The sequence below is a fragment of the Paraburkholderia domus genome (genome assembly GCF_905220705.1).
Classification (GTDB): domain Bacteria; phylum Pseudomonadota; class Gammaproteobacteria; order Burkholderiales; family Burkholderiaceae; genus Paraburkholderia; species Paraburkholderia domus.
Map to the genome: position 1 here is coordinate 37,052 of NZ_CAJNAT010000031.1, position 21,970 is coordinate 59,021.

Here is a 21,970-nt window from a genome sequence, read left to right on the forward strand (position 1 = left end):
AAACAAGGCCCTCGCGCCTCGCTACCGGTCTTCCGCCATCGCCTTCAGATAGGCGTCGCCTGCATCTTGAGCCGCGGCGCGCATGGCGAAAGTGTCGTCCGAGACCATTGACCGTTTGACCTTTTGTGCCCCGAAGTCGACCAGCGTAATGACCCACACATACTCGCCAGCCTGCTCGGCCGTTTGAACGAATGCGCGTATGTCTTCGCTATGGTCTGCCTTTGCGTTCATAGTGACCTCCTGGGAAAGAGTCGCAGAAAGAAACCGGCTCGCATGCCGGATGACTGCCGCTTTTATGGAAGTTTGCCGATAATCGCGCTGCATTCGTCCTTCGTGAATGCACGGAGCGTTTGCGTGCGGACATTGCCTGCTGACCCTAGCGCGTAGCCGAAGGCCGCGAAGCTTTGCTCATCCGGTGCGTCGATGACCGTGACAATGTCGTATTTGCCCACCGTCCAGTAGATCTCTTTCATTTCACAGCCAAAGGTTTTGGCCAACTCCGCCGCTTGACCGGCCCGCTGCGGGCTGTTTTTGACGTTGCGTATGCCTTGATCGGTGAATTGTGCAAGAACCACATAAGTTGCCATGGAGATTCCCCTTACGATTGGTACGAATCGGAATTGATACGCGCAAGCTCGACCGCAAACGCTCCTGCGATCACGTTGCCTGAAAGCGCTCGGCGCGTAACCTGAGTGTAGGCAATGGAAGCGCGCGCCACTGGGTGTTTGGCTTCATGGGCGGTTGAGGAATGCTCGAAACACAGACGATGGGCGGATGGATCTGTGTGGCAAATCCCGTTGCTTTCGTGACCTGCAAATGACCTTGCGTGCCGCCCTTCCTGGGGTTACGTTGGCAATCATCTGGCTAACCTTCAGGAGATGGTGCGATGCAAAACCTCCTCCGGATCGCCTGCGCAGCCTGCCTCGTCGTGGCAACCGTTGCGACAGCGCAAACCCCGGCCTCACAACCCCCCGCAGGTGGGACGTCTGACAAGATGCCTTTCGATATTCCCTATGGCACTACGATTGGTCTGGACACCGCGAAGAGGCTGCTCGCGCTGGCAGAAGCCGAAGCGAGGAAGCACGACTGGAAAATGAACATCGCTGTCGTCGACACGCATGGCGAACTCCTCGCGTTCGAACGAATGGACGGTGCGCAGTATGCGTCGATCGAGATATCGCAGAACAAGGCGCGAACGTCAGCAAGATTTCGTCGCGAAACCCGTGTCTTCTACAACCAGTTTGAGACCGGACATGCATATGTGAACACCTTGGAAGCGGGGCTGGTCGCATCGCCGGGAGGTTTTCCGCTCGTAGAAGGAGGAAAGCTCGTCGGCGCCATCGGTTGTAGTGGTGGCACAGGCGAACAGGACGCATCCGTGTGCAAGGCGGCCGCCGATGCGATCAAATAGTGCGACGCCACTGTCCGCAGCATCCGACGACGAAATTGATGCGGCGTCCTCAGGTGTTCCCCTAGTTTCCAGCTGTCTGCTCAATGGTGCGACAATCAAGCAGGGACAAGCCACTTCAGCGCGCCCTACGCCGGAAGGTCCGCTCTTTCAAAAGGACAAGAACATGCGTCGATACATCTATCTCGCGGCGTTGCCTGGCGCCTTTGTTGCTGGCATGTTCGTATCCCATCTGGGTACTCCGGCGCACGCCCAGGCACCAAATGCGGCGCTGACGGCGCAGATCATTGACCTGGCAGCCCTAACCGATGCCGATCTTGGCGCACAGATTCCGAACATGGGTACCCTGCGTTCGAAGGGTCTGGTCGTCACACCAAGCGGGACCGTCGCCGTGCAGACCGGTAACGTGCCCAAGCATACGCACAGAGGTTCTGACGAGATCCAGTACGTGATTTCGGGAAGCGGCACTTTCTGGCTAGGCGACGAACAGCGTCAGATTCATGCCGGCGACCTGATCATTATCCCGAAGGGAACCGTACATGCGGGGTCCGAGCCGACCAGCGGCGAATTCAAGGTCCTTTCTATCAAGCTGCCGCCGCAAGCGCCAGGCGACATGCAGATGGTTCCCTGACGTGTCGTCGATATCCAGTCGTTGCGGTAGTTCAAGGAACCACCGCAACCTTCGCCGCAAATGAACGGCTTCGAGAAATCGCGGCGCTAAACCTGACTTATCGAGTGGCTCGTACACCGCCGCGAGCCTCACTGGCCCCGCCAAATACTCCACACCAGTTGCCCTGGATCCGCCTCTCGAGCGCGCAGCCCGGTTGGGTTCGATTACCCTCGCGGCTTGCCGAGTCTATCTTTGCAGAATACGCATCGATGGAGATCGAAGCGAAAACTGATCGGGAACCTTGATCAGAAAGAGGCGTTCACTCGGTCCATACGAACGTCCTGCCCGCGCAGTTTCTAATTCGACGATCGACCGACACGAACGGCATAGCAAACGGATATTGCTCGCCGATACGCCGGTCCATTCGAAAACACCCGATCAGGCAGACGGGGCAAACCGCCGACAAGACCTCAAAATCTTCCACAAAGAAATACAAAGCACAAATTCTTCGTTCGTCAGTCGCGGCTCCATCACTAGACTGTGATGCAACTTGTCATAACAAGTACCAACAACCCCAGATCATGCTGAAACCCGACCCTGCCAACGTGCTTCCTCTTTCCGCTCCTCCGCTCTATGAGCAGATAAAGACGGAGCTGCGCTCGCGTATTCTCAATGGCACGTATGCGGCGCATTCCCAGATGCCGTCTGAAAACGACCTCTGTACGATGTTCAACGTCAGTCGCATCACCGTGCGGCAAGCGCTCGGCGACCTGCAAAAAGAAGGCCTTGTCTTCAAACTTCACGGTAAGGGTACCTTCGTCGCCAAGCCGAAAGCCTTCCAGAATGTTAGTGCGTTGCAGGGCTTCGCCGAAGCGATGTCGTCGATGGGATACGAGATCGTCAACCAGCTCAAATACATCCGCTTCATTCCCGCTACCGCCCACATCGCTGGCCGGCTCAAACTGCCCGAGGGCGCGAAAGTCGCCGAAATCAATCGTGTGCGTCTGCTCAATCGCGAGCCCGTGTCCCTCGAAATCACCTGGGTCCCGGAAGCGTTAGGCAAACGTCTTGCCAGCGCCGACCTCGTCACGCGCGACATCTTCCTGATTCTCGAGAACGACTGCGCCGTGCCGCTCGGCCACGCCGACGTCTCTATCGACGCGATTCTCGCCGACGATGAGATCGTCGAAGCCCTGGACGTTGAGGAAGGCAGCCCGGTGCTGCGCATCGAACGTCTTACACATAGCACGGACGGCACGCCGATCGACTACGAATACCTCTATTTCCGGGGCGACGCGTTTCAGTACCGCTTTCGCATCGACCGTCAGAAAGAGAAAAAGACCACAAGGAAGACGAAATGAATACGCACGTGATCGAGTACGACCTGGTCGTGGTAGGTGGCGGCACTGCCGGCCCGATGGCTGCCGTGAAAGCGAAGGAACAGAATCCGAACCTGAAGGTGTTGCTACTGGAAAAAGCTAATGTCAAACGCAGCGGCGCGATTTCGATGGGCATGGATGGTCTGAATAACGCCATCATCCCCGGCCACGCGACGCCCGAGCAGTACACCCGGGAAATCACTATCGCCAACGACGGCATTGTCGATCAGGCAGCCGTTTATGCATACGCCCAGCACAGCTTCAAGACCATCGAAGAACTCGACCGCTGGGGTGTGAAGTTCGAAAAAGACGGCACCGGCGACTATGCAGTCAAGAAAGTGCATCACATGGGCTCCTATGTTCTGCCGATGCCAGAAGGCCACGACATCAAGAAAGTGCTCTACCGGCAACTCAAACGCGCGCGCATTGCGATCACCAATCGCATCGTCGTCACACGCGTTCTGACTGACGCGCAAGGGCGCGCCTGCGGCGTGCTGGGCTTCGATTGCCGTACGGCGGATTTTTATGTGGTGCGCGCCAAGGCGGTGATTCTCTGCTGCGGAGCCGCGGGCCGCCTCGGTTTGCCATCCTCGGGATACCTGATGGGAACCTACGAGAACCCTACCAACGCCGGCGACGGCTACGCGATGGCCTATCACGCCGGCGCTGCACTGGCAAACCTCGAGTGTTTCCAGATCAACCCGCTGATCAAGGACTACAACGGCCCCGCCTGCGCCTACGTTACCGGACCGCTCGGCGGCTTCACCGCGAACGGCAAGGGCGAACGCTTCATCGAATGCGATTACTGGAGCGGCCAGATGATGTGGGAGTTCTATCAGGAACTCCAAAGCGGCAACGGACCGGTGTTTCTGAAGCTCGACCATCTCGCCGAAGAAACCATTCAAACCATCGAGCAGATTTTGCACACGAACGAGCGTCCGAGCCGTGGACGTTTCCATGCGGGACGCGGCACCGATTACCGGCAGCAGATGATCGAAATGCACATCTCCGAGATCGGCTTTTGCAGCGGCCATAGCGCATCGGGCGTCTATGTAAACGAGCGCGCGGAGACCACGGTCGCCGGTCTCTACGCTGCCGGGGACATGGCTGCCGTGCCGCACAACTACATGCTCGGCGCGTTCACCTATGGCTGGTTCGCGGGACAGAACGCGGCACAATACGTCGACGGCCGCGAGCATGTGGCGCTCGATAGCGCGCAAGTGGAAGCGGAGCGCACGCGGATCTACGCGCCGCTCAAACGCGAGACGGGACTTGCTCCGGCGCAAGTCGAATACAAGCTGCGCCGCATGGTGAACGACTATCTTCAGCCGCCGAAGGTCACGCGCAAAATGGAAATCGGCCTGCAACGTTTCGCGGAAATCGCGACCGACATCGACCAGATCAAAGCCGACAATCCGCACGAACTGATGCGCGCCGCGGAAGTGCGGGCGATTCGCGACTGCGCCGAAATGGCGGCACACGCGTCGCTGTATCGCACGGAAAGCCGATGGGGGCTGTACCACCATCGCGTCGATTATCCGCAGCGCGACGACTCGGAATGGTTTTGCCACACGCATCTGAAGAAAGACGCGTCGGGTCGCATGGCCAGCGAAAAACGCGCCGTCGAACCGTATGTGGTGCCGCTCGATGACCACGAAAGTCACGCCTATCAGAACCTGCGCATCGGCGAGCCCGCGCTCGCCGATGCCTGAGGAGCCACCATGTCCACGACACCGCACAACATTTTCCAGCGCAGCGCCGCACCGGTCACGATCGACGAAGACAAATGCATCGCCGACAAAGGCTGCACCGTCTGCGTGGATGTCTGCCCGCTCGACCTGCTCGCGATCGACCTGACCAGGGGCAAGGCCTATATGAAGTTCGACGAATGCTGGTACTGCATGCCATGCGAGAAAGATTGCCCGACCGATGCGGTCAGGGTCGACATTCCGTATCTGCTGCGCTAGTAGCAATTCAATCAGACCAAAACGTTGTTTCCCTATCAACCGGGGCTTAACTCATGAAACTCCGTCAATTGCTTGCCGCAACCCTCCTCGCGAGCGGCCTGTTTTCACTCACAGCTGGCGCGGCGCGCGCCGGGACGATCCGCGTGGCGATCGGCACACAGGACACGACGATCAATTGCGCGACCGGCGGCCTGCTGATCCGCGAGTTGAATCTGCTCGACAAATATCTGCCGCACGACGGCAAATACAAAGACGTCAAATACGACGTGCAATGGAAAGACTTCACGTCCGGTGCGCCGATGACCAACGAAATGGTGGCGGACAAACTCGACTTCGGATCGATGGCGGATTTTCCCGGTTCGTTGAACGGAGCGGCCTTCCAGAAGGCCGGCAAGAAGAGCGTATTCATCACCGTACTCTCGGGCAGTATCGACGGCAGCGGCAACGGCATCGTCGTGCCGGTCGATTCATCCATTCGTTCGATCGCCGACCTGAAAGGCAAGACGATCTCGGTGCCATTCGCCTCGACGTCGCATGGCATGCTGTTGCGGGCGATCAAGGCGCAAGGCTGGAATCCCGACACCGACGTCAACATCATCACGCAATCGCCCGAGGTGGCAGGTAGTGCGTTGAAGGCGCATAAGATCGACGCACACGCCGACTTCGTGCCGTTCGCAGAACTCTTCCCCTTCCGCGGCTTTGCGCGCAAGATTTACGACGGTGCGCAGGCCCACGCGCCGACCTTCCACGGCACGCTCGTTGACGCCGACTATGCGAAACGCTATCCGGAAGTTGTGGTCGCGTACCTGCGCGCGGTGATCGAGGCGAATCAGCTGTTTGCGCAAGATCCCGAGAAGTACAGCCAGTTGATCCAGAAGGTGACCGGCATCGACGCCGAGGTCAATTATCTGTTCCACGGGCCGCTCGGTCTGCAGACGCGCGATCTGACGTGGAAGCCCGAATACCGGCAGGCGACCGTCACGGCCATCGGCACACTCAAACTGCTGAAGAAGACCGACGTCGATCTGGATGTCAACACCTTCATCGACGATCGCTATATCCGCGAAGCGTTCAGGCAATCCGGACTGAACTACGACGCGGCGCTCAAGAACTACGCGAAACAGCCGCTCGTCGCCCATGACGTGCAAACGGGCAAACCCATCACGGATTTTCGCAGCGTGACGCAGGTCTGGCTCGATGGCGAAGACAAGGTGCGCAACTATGCGTCGGCGCAGGAGGCCTTCGCCGCGCTCAACTCGCTGGAGCAAGGCGGCAAGAAAGCGCGCGTCGTCTACGTCCAGGACCGTTCGAGCGGACTGAAACTGTTCGCCAGTCAGGCGTGGTACGTGAAGGACGCCAAGGGCAACATCAGTGCATTCCTGCTGAAAGAAGGCGCGGACAGTTACGCGAAACAGGTCGACGGCAGAGTCGTGGATTTCGCCGCCGCGAAGACCGACGCCACGCAAGCGGTCGCGGCACGCTAACTACCCATTCAGCGGCACTCATCCATCACAGGAGCTCTCGATGTCAGCCATTCTCGAATCCTCGGAAAGCGCAAGCATCCGGCGAATCTCTGCCATCCAGCAGATCTGGAATTCAGTGCGTCTCGCACGCGTGCTGGCCAGATTCGCGTCGGTTCTTGCGTGCGTCGGTATCTGGCAAGTGCTCGCCGAACATCACATGTCGTTCGGTTTTATGACGTTCGCCAACGTGCCTGCGCCAAGCGACGTCGTGCCCGCGGCCTGGGCACTGCTCCACTCGCCGAAACTGCCGATGCATCTGTTGTCCAGCGTCATGCGCGTGTTGGCGGGTTTTGTCGCGGCGAGCGTGGTCGGCATCGGACTGGGACTTGCCATCGGCCGGTATCGCGTACTCGAGGTCGCCGTATTGCCTCCACTCGAGGTGCTGCGGCCGATTCCCGCGGTTGCGTGGATCCCGCTTGCCATCCTGATGTTTCCTTCATCGGAAATGAGCATGATGTTCATCACCTTCATCGGTGCGCTGTTTCCGATTCTGCTCAATACGATTCATGGCGTGGAAGGTGTCGACCCGCGACTTGTGGCAACCGCACGCTCGCTCGGCACACGAGGCGGCGCGCTGTTCAGTGAAGTGATCTTGCCGGGCGCGGCACCCGCCATCGTCACAGGACTGTCGATCGGCATGGGTACTGCGTGGTTCTGTCTCGTCACCGCCGAGATGATCGCCGGCCAATACGGGATCGGCTATTTCACATGGGAGTCGTACACCTTGCAGAACTATGCGGACATCGTTGTCGGCATGCTGCTGATCGGTGCCATGGGTATGGGTAGCAGTCTATTGGTGAGGCGCGTTGGGCTGGCGCTGATACCGTGGTATCGGATGGAGGCGTCGCAGCAATGAGTACCGAATTGCAATTGAAACCGGCCGGCCGCGTCAACGTGCGTGCCTTGAGCGTCGAAGTCGGCTTGCGCGAGCAACGTTTCACTGCGCTTGATCAGCTGGATTTCAGCGTCGAACCGGGCGAGTTCGTCTGCGTACTGGGACCGTCGGGATGCGGGAAATCAACGCTGCTTGCGGCGCTCGCCGGACACGTGGTGGCCAGTGCGGGCGAGATCGTCGTCGACGGCGAGAAGGTTCTGCGCCCACATCCGGAGCGCGGCCTCGTGTTTCAGCAGCACACGCTCTTTCCCTGGAAGCGCGTGATCGACAACGTCGCGTTTGGTCTGAAGATGAAAGGCCTCGCCGCGGACGAGCGGCGCCGGCAAGCGAGTGAACTGCTCGATCTGGTCGGTTTGAACGGCTTCGGTACGCGCTATCCGGCACAGTTGTCCGGCGGCATGCAACAACGCGTGGAGATCGCTCGCGCACTGATCAACCGGCCGCGCGTTCTGCTGATGGACGAACCGTTCGGTGCACTCGACGCACAAACGCGCCGCATGATGCAGGCATTGCTGCTCGATGTGTGGACGCAAGTGCGAACTACGGTGCTGTTCGTCACGCACGACATCGACGAAGCACTGTTTCTCGCCGACCGTATCCTGGTGCTATCGCAGCGGCCCGCACGCATCGCCGCTGATTTACGCATCCCATTCGAGCGCCCTCGCGACGACGAGATCACCACTGAAGCGCAATTCATCGAGATCAAGCGTCATTGCCTTGCGTTGCTACGCGAAGCGGCGGCCTAACGCCCTTAGCGCGCCTGAACGGCGTATCAACCGCATTCGTTTCAATCCAGACACCACCCCACTCATGACCGATATTTCGCTTCCGCTTACGTTCGACCCCGATTCTTTCGATCCGGAAGCCGCCGAATTATTGCCACGTCTGGCATCCGCGGACGCCGCGGTGCGCCGCATCGCACTCCTCGCGCTCGCCGATCTCGAAGACGAAACGGTACTCGGGCCGATCGTCGCCGCCTTGCGCAACGACGTGTCATCGACCGTTCGAACTCAAGCCGCCGAGGTGCTCGGCGCGTGGGAGCGCGCCGACACAGTAGAGGCGCTCTGCGAAGCACTGGCAGATAGTGCAGAAGATGTCCGCGACGCAGCCGCGCAGAGTCTGTCCAATCTGAAAGCCCCGGAATCAGGACCGCTGCTAGCGCCCTGGACCGCGCATTGCGATGCGTTCGTGCGCCAGGCTGCGCTTCGCGGCCTGCGCGAATTACGCTACGAAGGCGCATTGGAACCCGCGCTGGCCGCGCTGGTGGCGAGCGAAGATGTTGTGCGACTCGAAGCCGTGAGCGTGCTCGGCTGGTTGAAGAGCGAGCGCGCGCTTGGCCCCCTTACCGCAATCGCCGCGCGTGATCCGAACGCCGCCGTGCGACGCGCGGCAATCGGAGCGTTGGGCATCGGTGTGGCGGCGGCCGACGAAACCATCGACGTGTTACTGAGTGCATTACGCGATGCCGCGTGGCAGGTCCGTGAAGAAGCGGCGGCCACGCTCGGCAAACTGCGTGTACCTGGCGCGCGGAATGCGCTGGTTTCGGCTCTTGACGATGACTACTGGCAAGTCCGCCTACAGGCGGTCCGTGCCTTGGGCAAACTCCGCGACGCAACTGCGAGCTCGGCGGTTGCCGCATTGCTCACTCATACGATCAGCAATTTACGCAAGGAAGCAGCATTGGCGCTCAGCGAATTGGGCGACGCCGCGTCGTTGCCGGCGTTGCGAACAGCCGCTACCGATCCCGATCCGGAAGTGCGCAAGGCTGCACGTATAGCATTGACGCAAATTGAAAAGGTGCAGTGATGAACGCCCCCGAACAGGTAACGGTTCACGCGGCGAGTGCGCGATTGTCCCTGACATGGAACAACGGACAGACGCAGTGGATTGACAACGCGACGCTCAGGGAACGGTGCCCTTGCTCGACATGCAGCCGCTTGAAGCATTCGGGCCAGGCGGCGCAAATCGAGTCACGCGTCGCGATCGTCGACGTGCAGCCGATGGGCTACGGCGTGCAAATCGTGTTCAGCGATGGGCACGCGCAGGGCATCTATCCGTGGGATTATCTGGCGGGTATTGCCTGAATCGACCATCGGACGCAATGGACTTCGATCCGGGCGCTGGATGTGGGCGTTGATCGGTGTTCCAGGTGCGCTTGCCGCAGCGCTGGGCATCCTCGCCATTCATTCGAATCTGTCGGCGCCCTTTCATACGGCGTCCGAGTCGAATACGCTTTCAGGCGGCCTAACCGGGCTCGTCATCTGTTCATTTGACGTTCTCGCGACCGCGGTGGTCCTGTTCAAAGGGCGACTGCGGACCGTGCTCGATCTGTGGGTCACCATTGCCCTACTGGCGTCCTTTGCGGACGCCAGCCTGAATTTTTTGAGCATGGCTCAGTTCACCCTTGGCTGGTACGTCGCGCGAGTCTTCAGCATGCTGGCTCCCGGCGTCCTGGTGTGCGTGCTGGTCTGGGAAGTGACCGTGCTCTACCGCGAACTATCCGAGGCGCACGCGTCCCTGTTGCACACGTCCACACGCGACGCACTGACGCGCATTTATAACCGTAGCTACTTTAACGACCAGTTTCGCAGGGAGTTCGACCGTGCGACGCGCAGCGGTCAGCCGCTCTCGATCGTCATGGTCGATGTCGACAATTTCAAGGATTACAACGACGCCTTTGGCCATCTTCGGGGCGATGCCTGCCTTAGCGCCATTGCGAAAGCGCTCGCAGGAACGGTACGTCGGTCAAGCGATTTCGTCGCCCGTTACGGCGGTGAAGAGTTCGCCTTGGTGTTGCCCAACACGGGACCGGACGAAGCCTCGGTCATTGCCGAGCAGGCCCGGCTCGCCGTCATGGACTTGGGCCTGATTGCGCCCATACCCGCCGGTCGGGTCACCGTCAGCGCCGGCTGCGCGACGAACCAGCACACTATGCTGAGCACGCCCAACGCACTCGTTCAGGCAGCGGACGCCGCGCTCTACGACGCGAAACGTGCTGGACGCAATCGGGTTCAGTCCGTCACGCCCCGGCAGTAAAAATGGCCCTCCTTCCCATGCGATGCGTTTGCAGATGGCCGCGCCTCTGACCACGAAATCGGCTTTAGCGCCAGGTCAACCTCGCCCGTGGCAAAATCATCGGCACTGCGGCATTCGTCCGGGAGACCTGCAATGAGCAACAAGACGCATGGCGAACGCAACGCTAACGCGGCCGACCGGTCGGAGGCCGCATCTGACATTCCCGGACAGATTGTCCTTGTCTTTCAGGGAGGCGGAGCCCTCGGCGCGTATCAGGCTGGTGTCTATGAGGCGATGCATGACCGCAAGGTCAAACCCGACTGGGTGATCGGCACGTCGATCGGTGCGATAAACGGCGCGATCATTGCCGGCAATCTGCCCGAGAACCGCATTGCGCGATTAAAACAATTCTGGAACGGAGTCGCGCGTCGTGGCGTCGATGCGGCAAGCTGGCTGTTGCCAGGGCTCGCAAACTGGTCGCGCGACCTGTCGATCGTTACGCAAGGCGTGCCGTCGTTCTTCACCCCGCAACTGGGGTCATGGGCGAGTATTCAGACGCGCGTCGGCCCAGAGCGGGCGGCATTCTATTCGACGGCGCCACTGCGTGAAACCCTGTCTACACTGGTCGATTTCGACTACCTGAATCGCAAGACGACGCGACTGACAGTTGGCACGGTCAATGTCCGCAGCGGACGTATGCGGTATTTCACCAATCGCGACGCGCAGATGGACGTCGAGCACGTGATGGCATCCGCCGCTTTTCCACCCGGCTTCCCTTCGGTGAGACTGGAAGGTGAATCGTACTGGGACGGCGGCATCTACTCGAACACGCCGCTGGAAGCTGTGCTCGATGATCGGCCGCGATGCAGCTCAGTGATTTTTTCTGTGCAGTTGTGGCCATCAAGCGGTCCGGAACCCGAATCCATCTTGCAGGTCATGAGCCGGCAACGCGACATTCAGTATTCGAGTCGCGCGGAAAGCCATCTCGATCGACAGAAGCAGATTCACCGATTGCGTCATGTGATTCGCGAACTCAGTCAGCACATCCCCGAGGAGAAACGCGATACGCCGGAGCTCCAGGCGCTCCTCGGCTGGGGTTGTGGCACGACGATGCAGGTATTGGAACTCGACGCGCCGGCATTCGACAACGACGATTTGAACAGGGATATCGATTTTTCGTCGAGCGGCATCGAGCGGCGTTGGGCCGCAGGTTATGAAGACACGATCCGCTTGCTGGAGCGCGCACCCTGGCGTGAAACACTGGACCCGATGGAGGGCATCTCAGTGTTTCGAATGGCCTCTGTGGCCGGCCAAAGATAAGGCATAAGGGCAAAGTCCCGTCAGGGTTGCAACCCTGACGGAACCCCCACACCCGCTCAGGCGAGGTCGAAGCGGTCGAGGTTCATCACCTTGACCCACGCAGCGACAAAGTCGCGGACGAATTTCTCCTGCCCGTCCTCGCTTGCATAGACTTCGGACAGCGCCCGCAACTGAGCGTGCGAACCGAACACCAGATCGACGCGGCTGCCGGTCCACTTCACTTCGCCGGTTTTGCGGTCGCGCCCTTCGAACACGTCACGGGAGACCGGTTTCCATTCCGTACCCATATCGAGCAGGTTGACGAAAAAGTCGTTGGTCAGTGTTTCCGGCCGCTTGGTGAAGACACCATGCGAATCCTGCCCGCTCTGGACCTTCAGGGCGCGCAAGCCGCCGATGAGCGCCGTCATCTCGGGTGCGGTCAGCGTCAGCAATTGCGCCTTGTCGATCAGCAATGCCTCAGCCGGGACACTGTACTTGCCCTTCAGAAAGTTACGGAAACCATCGGCGACGGGTTCAAGCGCTCCGACGGATTCCACGTCGGTCTGATCCTGCGACGCGTCCGCGCGTCCCGGCGCAAACGGCACCGTTACCTGATGGCCTGCGCTTTTTGCGGCCTGCTCGATGCCGGCGCTACCGGCCAGCACGATCAGGTCGGCCAGCGATATCTTCTTGCCGCCGGACTGTGCGCCGTTGAACTCGCTCTGGATCCCTTCGAGGACCTTCAGTACCTTCGCCAGTTGCTCGGGCTGGTTGACCGCCCAGTCTTTCTGCGGAGCGAGGCGAATGCGTGCACCGTTGGCGCCGCCGCGCTTGTCCGAGCCGCGGAAGGTGGATGCCGACGCCCAGGCCGTCGATACCAGTTGCGAAACGGGCAGCCCTGACGCCAGGATCTTCTGCTTGAGCGAGGCGACGTCCTGCTCGTTGACCAGCGCGTGGTCGACCGCCGGAATGGGGTCCTGCCAGATCAGTTCTTCAGCAGGCACTTCCGGCCCAAGATAGCGGGCGCGCGGTCCCATGTCACGGTGAGTCAGCTTGAACCATGCACGGGCGAAGGCGTCGGCGAGCTGGTCGGGATTTGCCAGAAAACGTCGCGAAATCTTCTCGTAGACGGGGTCGAAGCGCAGCGAGAGGTCGGTGGTGAGCATCGTCGGCCGCTGCTTCTTCGCGGCATCGAATGCATGCGGAATCGTTTCGCCGCCATCCTTGGCGACCCACTGGTTGGCGCCGGCGGGGCTCTTGGTCAGTTCCCATTCGTACTTGAACAGGTTCTCGAAGAAGCCGTTGCCCCACTTCGTCGGCGTGGTGGTCCAGGTGACTTCCAGTCCGCTGGAGATCGCGTCGGCGCCCTTGCCGGTGCCGAAGCTGCTCTTCCAACCCAGCCCCTGGTTCTCGAGGTCGGCGGCCTCGGGTACCGGCCCCACATTGTCGGCAGGACCGGCGCCGTGCGTCTTGCCAAAGCTGTGGCCACCGGCGATCAGCGCGACCGTTTCCTCGTCGTTCATGGCCATGCGAGCGAAGGTTTCACGGATGTCATGTGCCGCGGCAAGCGGGTCAGGATTACCGTCGGGACCTTCCGGGTTGACATAGATCAGGCCCATCTGCACGGCGCCCAGCGGGTTTTCCAGGTTGCGTCCGTTGTCGTCGCGGCTGACTTCGCTGCCGTGAAGTGCTGGATCGGCCACGATCACGCCCTCGTCGTCACTGCCGGCGGCACCCTTGCCATAACGGACGTCCCCGCCCAGCCAGGTCTTTTCATTGCCCCAGTAGACGTCGAGATCCGGCTCCCACGTGTCGGCGCGGCCGCCACCGAAGCCGAATGTCTTGAAACCCATGGTCTCGAGCGCGACGTTGCCGGTAAGGATCAGCAGATCGGCCCAGGATATTTTCTGACCGTACTTTTGCTTGATCGGCCACAGCAGGCGGCGAGCTTTATCGAGGCTGACGTTGTCCGGCCAGCTGTTGAGCGGCGCGAAACGCTGCTGGCCGCGCCCGGCGCCGCCGCGACCGTCGCCGATGCGGTACGTGCCGGCACTGTGCCAGGCCATGCGGATGAAAAACGGACCATAGTGGCCGAAGTCTGCCGGCCACCAATCCTGCGAGTCGGTCATCAGCGCCGCAAGGTCCTTCTTCACCGCAGCCAGATCCAGGCTCCTGAACGCCTCGGCGTAGTTGAAACCGTTGTCTAGCGGGTCCGACTTGCTGGAGTGCTGGCTAAGCAGGTCCAGCCGCAGTTGCTTCGGCCACCAGTCACGATTCGTCGTGCCACCGCCGGCGGCATGGTTGAACGGGCACTTTGCTTCGTTTGACATGCGTTATCTCCTTGGGGGATATACCCACTACCTCTTCCACGGCGTCTGGCTTCTACGGTGCATCGCCGATCCCGCGCCGGCTGGGTCGACGGGAAATCACATGGTGGGCTCTTTTTAATGTACTACTTGCTGTCACTCGACGCGCATGATCTTCGTTCGATGACCGACGTCGTTGCGTGAATTGGACCAGGATGGTCCGCGTCGGTGCGCCTACTGCACATAAAAATATATGTGAGAGCGGCCATCAACTGAATGCGATTTTTGCAATGCAATTGATAGCTCACAGCTATAAGGTGGAAGACGCCTGATATTTCTATGCTTACCGGCACTTATTGTCGATGAGCTTACGTGAATATCGCGGCAAGGCCACCGCCTCGATCCTCGGCACCTCGCACATCCCAGCGTGTGTCGTTCGGTCCGTTGACGGCATCGAGCGCGTATTGGGTGCCGCCGCCGGTCTTGCCAGCCACCGGCACATTGCTGACGGCACCGCGGATGTCCGTGTTGTGACAATGCGCAACCGGCTCGACATCAACCGACGTCCTGGTCATTCGTGCGTGGCTCTGTCCGGCTTAACGACGAGGCCGAATGACGGCGATTACCAGCGCCATCGCACATTTATTCCGATCTTGCTCGAACTTATCTGAGGCATTGCAAAGGGTGTCCGCAGTCTCTTCCACGAGCTCGGGAATATCCGTCGACCAAACGCCGTCTACTCAATGCGCATCGCACATGACTCAAGAACACTAAGGAGTATGAAATGGATAGATCCATTGTGATCGTTATCTCTGGCCGTTCTCGCATCATCGAACGCATTGCTCAATGCAGGCCCCGCGCCGAGGTCTGCCACGAGTTGAGATTCTCGGTTCGCCCTGTCTGTCCCGCGAACAAGCACATTGAAACACCAGGAGTATCGTCATGAAATCACTCTCACCAATTCGGTTATTCGACCAGTCGTTGCGCAACCTGGCGGTCGCAGGCGCGATTCTGATGTCGACTTCGGTTGGCGTGTTTGCGCAAACCATGCCTGACCCGGCGATGCACCGAGTCACGCGCGCAGAGGTCATGCATGAACTCTACGAACTGGAGGCGGCGGGTTACAACCCGTCCCAGGGCGATGACGGTTCATATCCCGCCGATATTCAGGCTGCGCAAGAAAAGGTTGCCGCCAAACATCAAGCTGAACGAAATGCGGTTATGAGCGCTGGCCAGACCGGGCAGGCGAAGCCGACGCCTTGAGGTGCAGACGGTTGTTAGTATTCCGGGTACATCGCTACTCACGTACCCGTTCACCGTTGCGGAGTTTTCCGCAGAAATTGTGCGCCCATAGGACGAAAAAAAAGGCGTCACGTTGCCGTGACGCCTTAAAAAGTTCTAGCCATTCCGAGGGCCGTGCTAGAACCTGAGAGACGGTATTCGAAAGTTGGACCGGCGCGCCAAGTTGGACGCGGGATTCGGGATAGACGCTGCGTGGACTGTTACGGGGGACTATTAAAGACACTCGACCAGACACTCCGCGGGCCACGGTTGGTTCGAAACTTCAAAATGCAGAACCTGAAACCGTCTTTCGAAATGAGATTCCATTTTTTATGGTTATGCTGACTAAGTCAAGCAAAATCTAAACGGGCTTCGTTCGTCGCGGAAAAATATTCCGATACAATGAATCTTCAGATGAAAAATGATCTTCATGCCCCATTTTGGGGCTTCCGCCAATCCTTGGCGGAACGTTTGCTGGCACGTACGCGAACAAAAAATTGAAATATAGTTCCAGAAAAACGACATGAACCGACCCACGTCCTCCCGAACTGCGACAGACCCGGCCAAAGACAAAGACGGCTCGGGCGACGAAGTCACCGCGCTGGCACGCGGCTTGACCGTGCTGCGCTCGATCGCAGCGGCCGACGCGCCGCTCAGCAACCGCGAGTTGACCGAACTGACCGGCATTCCGAAACCCACCGTCTCGCGGATTACCGCCACGCTCGTCGGTGCAGGTTTCCTGTTCCGCTTGCCTGACAGCGAGCGATTCGTGCTGACTTCGTCGGTACTGGAGTTGAGCAACGGCTTTCTGCGCAACTTCGACATCCGGGCCCGGGCGCGGCCCTTCCTCATCGAACTCGCCGAACGCACCGCGTTATCCGTGCATCTGGCGGTACGCGACCGTCTCGACATGGTGGTGATCGACGCGATCCGGCCGCGTTCGGCGGTGCTGGTGTCGCGCCTCGAAATCGGCTCGCGCATGAACCTCAGCCGTACCGCTGTCGGCCGTGCCTATCTGTCGGCACTCGCCGAACCAGAGCGGGAGAAATTGCTGATCGGCTTGCAGACCGCCGAAGGCGACGACTGGGGCCACCTCAGCAGCCGCCTGACAAGCGCGTTACGGGAAACCGCGGAGCAAGGCTTCGCGATCGCCACCGGCGAGTGGTACAACGGGCTGAACGCGATCGCGTCGGGTTTCACCGGCCCCTCGGGCGAGCGCTATGCCGTCAATTGCGGCGGCTCCGCGGATCAGTGCCCACGCGATTGGCTGATATCTAACGCGGCGCCGGCCCTGCTCGAATGCATCAGCAAGATCGTTCTCGAGATCGGCGGCACACCTGGGCGCCGTCTGGATAACTGAAATACGCGGGCACTCGACGGTCCGCGGCCACGGCATTTCCGATCCGTTCTCAACTCATCCTGTAACTTTCGTAATCAAAAGAAAAATACGCGGGTGGACTGTTACGGAGCCCGCGACGTAGGATCATGCCTTCCCGTCGCGGGGCGCTCGCCCGGCTTGCCGTTATCCCCCTTCGATAACGTCCCGGCCAAGCTGCCACGATGGCGCATTGGGTTAACATCTTTGTCCCGCGCATCCGGTAGCATCGCGCTGAACATTCGCGGCGCGTCCGCTGTCGAAACCGCCTGCCATGCCGCCTGCGTGCCGGTCCGCCGAACTGTCGAAGCGGCACACTCGCACGAGCGACTCACATCAAAGCCAGCCACCTGACCGAACCGATGGACGAACAACAACAGCATTCGGAAATCTCACGCCCTGCCGCTCCGGCTTCTCAACCCGGTGCGCAACCGTCCTCCACCGGGAAGCCTGCTGGCGGCCCCGGGAGCACACCTGTCGCGGCCAAACGCCATCGTGGCCGCAACATCGCACTGATCGTGGCCGCGCTGGTCGTCCTCGGAGTCGTGTTGTGGCGCTGGCATCCGTGGGGCGAGCCCGGCGGCACGAACGCGGCGGCTGGCGCAAGCAGCGGCCGCGCGGGTCGCGGCGGCGCCGGCGCGCTGGCCAACATGGCGCAGCCTGTTCACGTGGCGTCCGTCACACTGGGTGACATGCCGGTCGTGCTGACCGCGCTCGGCACGGTCACGCCGCTCGCCAACGTCACCGTGCTGCCGCAGTTGAGCGGCGTGCTGCAGGACGTCTATTTCACAGAAGGCCAGATGGTCAAGAAGGGCGACGTGCTCGCCCAGATCGACCCGCGCCCCTATCAGATCTCGCTGGAAAACGCACAAGGCACGCTCGCGCGCGATCAGGCGTTGCTGCAAACCGCCCGCCTCGACCTGAAGCGTTATCAGACGCTGCTTGCGCAAGACTCGATCGCCGGCCAGCAGGTCGATACGCAGGCCTCGCTCGTGCGGCAGTATGAAGGCACGGTGAAGTCCGACCAGGCGAACATCGATACCTTCAAGCTCGACCTCGTCTATGCGCGCATCACCGCGCCGGTGTCGGGGCGCGTCGGTTTGCGCCAGGTCGATCCGGGCAACTACGTGACGCCGAGCCTGACCAACGGCATCGTCGTGATTACGCAGTTGCAGCCGATCAGCGTGATCTTCACGACCTCCGAAGACAATCTGCAACAGATCCTGCAGCAGACTCAAACCGGCGCGAAACTGTCGGTCACCGCATACGACCGCAGCAACACTACGTCGCTCGAAGGCGGCACCCTCGAAACGCTGGATAACCAGATCGACACCACCACCGGCACAGTCAAGCTGCGCGCGATCTTCCAGAACCCGAAGAACCTGTTGTTCCCGAATCAGTTCGTGAATACGCGCCTGCTGGTCGATACGATCAAGGACGCGGTGATCGTGCCGACCACGGCTGTGCTGAACGGCTCGATGGGCCAGTTCGTGTACGTCGTGAAGCCGGACAACACCGTGACGGTGCGCCCAGTCAAGGCCGGCCCGGTCGATGGCGAACGCACCAGCATCAAATCCGGCCTGCAGGCCGGCGAGCGCGTCGTGATCGACGGTTCGGACCGGCTCAAGGAAGGCGCGAAGATCACGATTCCGGCCAACAAGCCGCGCGGCGCTTCGGGCGCGCGTGGTGCAAGCGGCGCGGCGGGCGCATCCGGCGCATCCGGCGCACGCGGGCACCACGGCAAACACGCGGCGCAAGCCTCGCAATAAAGGCACGGCAACTACCGCATGAATCCATCCCGCGCCTTTATTCTGCGCCCCGTCGGCACCGCGCTGCTGATGGCGGCGATCATGCTGGTCGGTCTCGTCGCGCTGCGCTTTCTGCCGCTCTCCGCGTTGCCCGAGGTCGACTATCCGACGATCCAGGTGCAGACCTTCTATCCGGGCGCGAGCCCGGACGTGATGACCTCCTCGGTCACCGCGCCGCTTGAGCGGCAGTTCGGGCAGATGCCGTCGTTGAATCAGATGTCGTCGCAAAGCTCGGCCGGCTCGTCGATCATCACGCTGCAGTTCAGCCTCGATCTGCCGCTCGATATCGCCGAGCAGGAAGTCCAGGCGGCCATCAACGCCGCGGGCAACTTGCTCCCGTCGGACTTGCCTGCGCCGCCGATCTACGCGAAGGTCAACCCGGCCGACGCGCCGATCATCACGCTCGCGATCACCTCGAAGACGATGCCGCTCTCGCAGGTCCAGGATCTGGCCGACACGCGTCTCGCGCAGAAGATTTCGCAGGTGGCCGGTGTGGGTCTCGTGAGCCTGTCAGGCGGCCAACGCCCGGCCGTGCGAATTCAGGCAAACCCGCGCGCGCTCGCCGCATACGGTCTGAATCTGGACGATTTGCGCACCACCATTTCGAACCTGAACGTCAACACACCGAAGGGTAACTTCGACGGCCCGACGCGCAATTACACGATCAACGCGAACGACCAGTTGACCGACGCCGAGGCGTACAAAAGCGCGGTGATCGCCTACAAGAACGGCCGCGCGGTGATGCTGACGGACGTCGCCACCATCGTGCAAGGCGCTGAGAACACCAAGCTCGGCGCGTGGGTGAACAACACGCCGGCCATCATCCTGAACGTGCAGCGCCAGCCAGGCGCGAACGTGATCCAGGTGGTGGAGAGCATCAAGACGCTGCTGCCGCAATTGCAACAGTCGCTGCCTGCGGCGCTCGACGTGCAGATCGTCACCGACCGCACCACCACGATCCGCGCTTCCGTGCGCGACGTGCAGTTCGAATTGCTGATGTCGGTCGTGCTGGTGGTGCTGGTGATGTACCTGTTTCTCGCCAACATCTACGCCACCATCATTCCGAGTCTGTCGGTGCCGCTATCGCTGATCGGCACGCTTGCCGTGATGTATCTGTGCGGCTTCTCGCTGGATAACCTGTCGCTGATGGCGTTGACTATCGCGACCGGCTTCGTGGTCGACGATGCGATCGTGATGATCGAGAACATCGCGCGCTACGTCGAAGAAGGCGAGTCGCCATTAGAAGCCGCGCTGAAAGGTTCGAAACAGATCGGCTTCACGATCATTTCGCTGACGGTCTCGCTGATCGCCGTGCTGATTCCGCTGCTCTTCATGGGCGACGTGGTCGGGCGCCTGTTCCATGAATTCGCGATCACCCTGGCTGTCACGATCGTGATTTCGGCCGTCGTCTCGCTCACGCTCGTGCCGATGATGTGCGCGAAGCTCCTACGCCACACGCCGCCGCATGAGAGCCACCGATTCGAAGCGAAGGCCCACAAGTTCATTGACTGGGTGATCGCCCGTTACGCGGTCGCGCTCACCTGGGTATTGAACCGGCAACGCGCCACGCTGTTCGTCGCAGTGCTGACGCTGGTCCTGACCGGCGTGCTGTACGTGTTCATTCCGAAGGGCTTCTTCCCGGTGCAGGACACCGGCGTGATCCAGGCGATCACGCAGGCGCCGCAGTCGGTGTCGTATGCGTCGATGGCCGAGCGTCAGCAGGCACTCGCCACGCAGATTCTGAAGAACCCGGACGTGGAAAGCCTGACCTCGTTCATCGGCGTGGACGGCAGCAACATCACGCTGAACAGCGGCCGCATGCTGATCAACCTGAAGCCGCGCGACGACCGCAGCAACACCGCGAGCGACGTGATCCGCCAGTTGCAGCAGGACGTCGCGCATATTCCGGGCGCCTCGCTGTACATGCAGCCGGTGCAGGATCTGACGATCGATTCCACCGTCAGCCCGACGCAGTACCAGTTCATGCTGACCGACCCGAACATCGGCGAATTCACCACGTGGGTGCCGAAGCTGGTCGACCGGCTCAAGCAATCGCCGGAACTCGCGGACGTAGCCACCGACCTGCAGGACAACGGCCAGTCGGTCTACATCGAAATCGACCGCGCTACGGCGTCGCGTTACGGCATCACGCCGGCTACCGTCGACAGCGCGCTCTACGACGCATTCGGCCAGCGCATCATCTCGACCATCTTCACGCAGTCGAACCAGTACCGCGTGATTCTGGAAGCGCAGCCGCAGATGCAGCACTACACCGAGTCGTTGAACTCGATCTATCTGCCCTCTTCCACGTCGTCGGGTGGCCAGGTGCCGTTGTCGTCGATCGCGAAGTTCATCGAGAAGCCCGCGCCGCTGCTGGTCACGCATTTGAGCCAGTTCCCGGCCACGACCGTCTCGTTTAACCTCGCCCCCGGCTCATCGCTCGGCGCGGCGGTGAAGGCGATCGATCAGGCGGAGAAGGATATCGGCCTGCCCGCGTCGTTCCAGACGCGCTTCCAGGGCGCGGCGCTGGCGTTTCAGGCGTCGCTGTCGAACGAACTGTTCCTGATTCTGGCGGCGATCGTCACGATGTATATCGTGCTCGGCGTGCTGTACGAGAGCTTCATCCACCCGATCACGATTCTGTCGACGCTGCCGTCGGCGGGCGTCGGCGCCTTGCTGGCGCTGCTGATCACCGGCCATGATCTCGACATCATCGGCATCATTGGTATCGTGCTGCTGATCGGTATCGTGAAGAAGAACGCCATCATGATGATCGACTTCGCGCTTTACGCCGAGCGCGAGGAAGGCAAGCCGCCGCGCGAAGCCATCTATCAGGCGTGTCTGCTGCGCTTCCGGCCGATCCTGATGACCACGCTCGCCGCGCTGCTCGGCGCCCTGCCGCTGATGCTCGGCACCGGTGCCGGTTCGGAGTTGCGCCGCCCGCTCGGTATCGCGATTGCCGGCGGTTTGATCGTGAGTCAGGTGCTCACGCTGTTCACCACGCCGGTGATTTACCTGGCGTTCGATTCGCTGGCCCGCCGTACGCGTGAGCGCTTCAATCGCGGCAAGCCCACCTCGCCCGCCACCGATGCAGGAAACTGAGC

At 60.8% G+C, this 21,970-nt stretch carries 20 protein-coding genes; 16 read left to right on the forward strand and 4 right to left on the reverse strand.

Annotated features, from left to right (window positions below; genetic code table 11):
• Nucleotides 1–21: 21 nt before the first annotated feature.
• Nucleotides 22–231 (reverse strand): hypothetical protein, encoded by a 210-nt coding sequence (locus KHO31_RS32645; RefSeq protein WP_201075269.1) that lies wholly within the window; start codon nucleotides 229–231, stop codon nucleotides 22–24.
• 62 nt (nucleotides 232–293) lie between these two features.
• Entirely contained in the window at nucleotides 294–587 is a 294-nt protein-coding gene (locus tag KHO31_RS32650; protein WP_201075271.1) for a GYD domain-containing protein, read from the reverse strand.
• 299 nt (nucleotides 588–886) lie between these two features.
• Between KHO31_RS32650 and KHO31_RS32655 the strand changes: the two genes are divergently transcribed.
• The 12 genes from KHO31_RS32655 to KHO31_RS32710 all read left to right on the forward strand — a co-directional run bounded on the left by KHO31_RS32655 (nucleotide 887) and on the right by KHO31_RS32710 (nucleotide 12,117).
• Nucleotides 887–1,411 carry a GlcG/HbpS family heme-binding protein gene (locus tag KHO31_RS32655; protein WP_201085833.1) on the forward strand — a complete coding sequence of 175 codons (525 nt, stop codon included), beginning with the start codon at nucleotides 887–889 and terminating at the stop codon, nucleotides 1,409–1,411.
• Nucleotides 1,412–1,574: 163 nt separating this feature from the next.
• A complete protein-coding gene (locus tag KHO31_RS32660) occupies nucleotides 1,575–2,039 on the forward strand; it encodes a cupin domain-containing protein (protein WP_201075273.1) in 465 nt (154 codons plus the stop codon).
• A 560-nt stretch (nucleotides 2,040–2,599) separates the two neighbouring features.
• Complete coding sequence (locus KHO31_RS32665; RefSeq protein ID WP_211620905.1) at nucleotides 2,600–3,379, forward strand: GntR family transcriptional regulator; 780 nt, start codon at nucleotides 2,600–2,602, stop codon at nucleotides 3,377–3,379.
• Entirely contained in the window at nucleotides 3,376–5,109 is a 1,734-nt protein-coding gene (locus KHO31_RS32670; protein ID WP_211620902.1) for a fumarate reductase/succinate dehydrogenase flavoprotein subunit, read from the forward strand. The genes KHO31_RS32665 and KHO31_RS32670 overlap by 4 nt, the downstream gene beginning before the upstream one ends.
• Before the next feature lie 9 nt (nucleotides 5,110–5,118).
• Nucleotides 5,119–5,364, forward strand: coding sequence for a 4Fe-4S dicluster domain-containing protein (locus KHO31_RS32675; RefSeq protein WP_211620900.1), 246 nt, complete (start codon nucleotides 5,119–5,121; stop codon nucleotides 5,362–5,364).
• A 53-nt stretch (nucleotides 5,365–5,417) separates the two neighbouring features.
• Nucleotides 5,418–6,848: an ABC transporter substrate-binding protein gene (locus KHO31_RS32680; protein WP_211620897.1), complete on the forward strand. Its 1,431-nt coding sequence runs from the start codon at nucleotides 5,418–5,420 to the stop codon at nucleotides 6,846–6,848.
• 40 nt (nucleotides 6,849–6,888) lie between these two features.
• Entirely contained in the window at nucleotides 6,889–7,743 is an 855-nt protein-coding gene (locus KHO31_RS32685) for an ABC transporter permease (protein WP_211620895.1), read from the forward strand.
• Nucleotides 7,740–8,528: an ABC transporter ATP-binding protein gene (locus KHO31_RS32690; RefSeq protein ID WP_211625212.1), complete on the forward strand. Its 789-nt coding sequence runs from the start codon at nucleotides 7,740–7,742 to the stop codon at nucleotides 8,526–8,528. The genes KHO31_RS32685 and KHO31_RS32690 overlap by 4 nt, the downstream gene beginning before the upstream one ends.
• A gap of 64 nt (nucleotides 8,529–8,592) precedes the next feature.
• A complete protein-coding gene (locus tag KHO31_RS32695; protein WP_211620889.1) occupies nucleotides 8,593–9,588 on the forward strand; it encodes a HEAT repeat domain-containing protein in 996 nt (331 codons plus the stop codon).
• A complete protein-coding gene (locus KHO31_RS32700; RefSeq protein ID WP_211620886.1) occupies nucleotides 9,588–9,866 on the forward strand; it encodes a DUF971 domain-containing protein in 279 nt (92 codons plus the stop codon). The genes KHO31_RS32695 and KHO31_RS32700 overlap by 1 nt, the downstream gene beginning before the upstream one ends.
• Nucleotides 9,867–9,906: 40 nt before the next feature.
• A complete protein-coding gene (locus tag KHO31_RS32705; protein ID WP_236071629.1) occupies nucleotides 9,907–10,818 on the forward strand; it encodes a GGDEF domain-containing protein in 912 nt (303 codons plus the stop codon).
• 132 nt (nucleotides 10,819–10,950) lie between these two features.
• Nucleotides 10,951–12,117: a patatin-like phospholipase family protein gene (locus KHO31_RS32710; RefSeq protein WP_201075274.1), complete on the forward strand. Its 1,167-nt coding sequence runs from the start codon at nucleotides 10,951–10,953 to the stop codon at nucleotides 12,115–12,117.
• Between the two features lie 56 nt (nucleotides 12,118–12,173).
• On the opposite strand, the gene katG is transcribed toward KHO31_RS32710, so the two are convergent.
• Nucleotides 12,174–14,426 carry a catalase/peroxidase HPI gene (katG, locus tag KHO31_RS32715; RefSeq protein ID WP_201122324.1) on the reverse strand — a complete coding sequence of 751 codons (2,253 nt, stop codon included), beginning with the start codon at nucleotides 14,424–14,426 and terminating at the stop codon, nucleotides 12,174–12,176.
• 344 nt (nucleotides 14,427–14,770) lie between these two features.
• Nucleotides 14,771–14,977 carry a hypothetical protein gene (locus KHO31_RS32720; protein ID WP_201108761.1) on the reverse strand — a complete coding sequence of 69 codons (207 nt, stop codon included), beginning with the start codon at nucleotides 14,975–14,977 and terminating at the stop codon, nucleotides 14,771–14,773.
• Between the two features lie 367 nt (nucleotides 14,978–15,344).
• Between KHO31_RS32720 and KHO31_RS32725 the strand changes: the two genes are divergently transcribed.
• The 4 genes from KHO31_RS32725 to KHO31_RS32740 all read left to right on the forward strand — a co-directional run bounded on the left by KHO31_RS32725 (nucleotide 15,345) and on the right by KHO31_RS32740 (nucleotide 21,968).
• The gene (locus KHO31_RS32725) at nucleotides 15,345–15,665 is read left to right on the forward strand and encodes a DUF4148 domain-containing protein (RefSeq protein ID WP_201075288.1); all 321 of its coding nucleotides are present in this window, start codon (nucleotides 15,345–15,347) and stop codon (nucleotides 15,663–15,665) included.
• Between the two features lie 541 nt (nucleotides 15,666–16,206).
• Nucleotides 16,207–17,043, forward strand: a complete 837-nt coding sequence (locus KHO31_RS32730; RefSeq protein ID WP_201075289.1) for an IclR family transcriptional regulator — start codon at nucleotides 16,207–16,209, stop codon at nucleotides 17,041–17,043.
• Between the two features lie 377 nt (nucleotides 17,044–17,420).
• A complete protein-coding gene (locus KHO31_RS32735; RefSeq protein WP_201075290.1) occupies nucleotides 17,421–18,827 on the forward strand; it encodes an MdtA/MuxA family multidrug efflux RND transporter periplasmic adaptor subunit in 1,407 nt (468 codons plus the stop codon).
• An 18-nt stretch (nucleotides 18,828–18,845) separates the two neighbouring features.
• Nucleotides 18,846–21,968: an MdtB/MuxB family multidrug efflux RND transporter permease subunit gene (locus KHO31_RS32740; RefSeq protein WP_201075291.1), complete on the forward strand. Its 3,123-nt coding sequence runs from the start codon at nucleotides 18,846–18,848 to the stop codon at nucleotides 21,966–21,968.
• Nucleotides 21,969–21,970 lie beyond the last annotated feature (2 nt).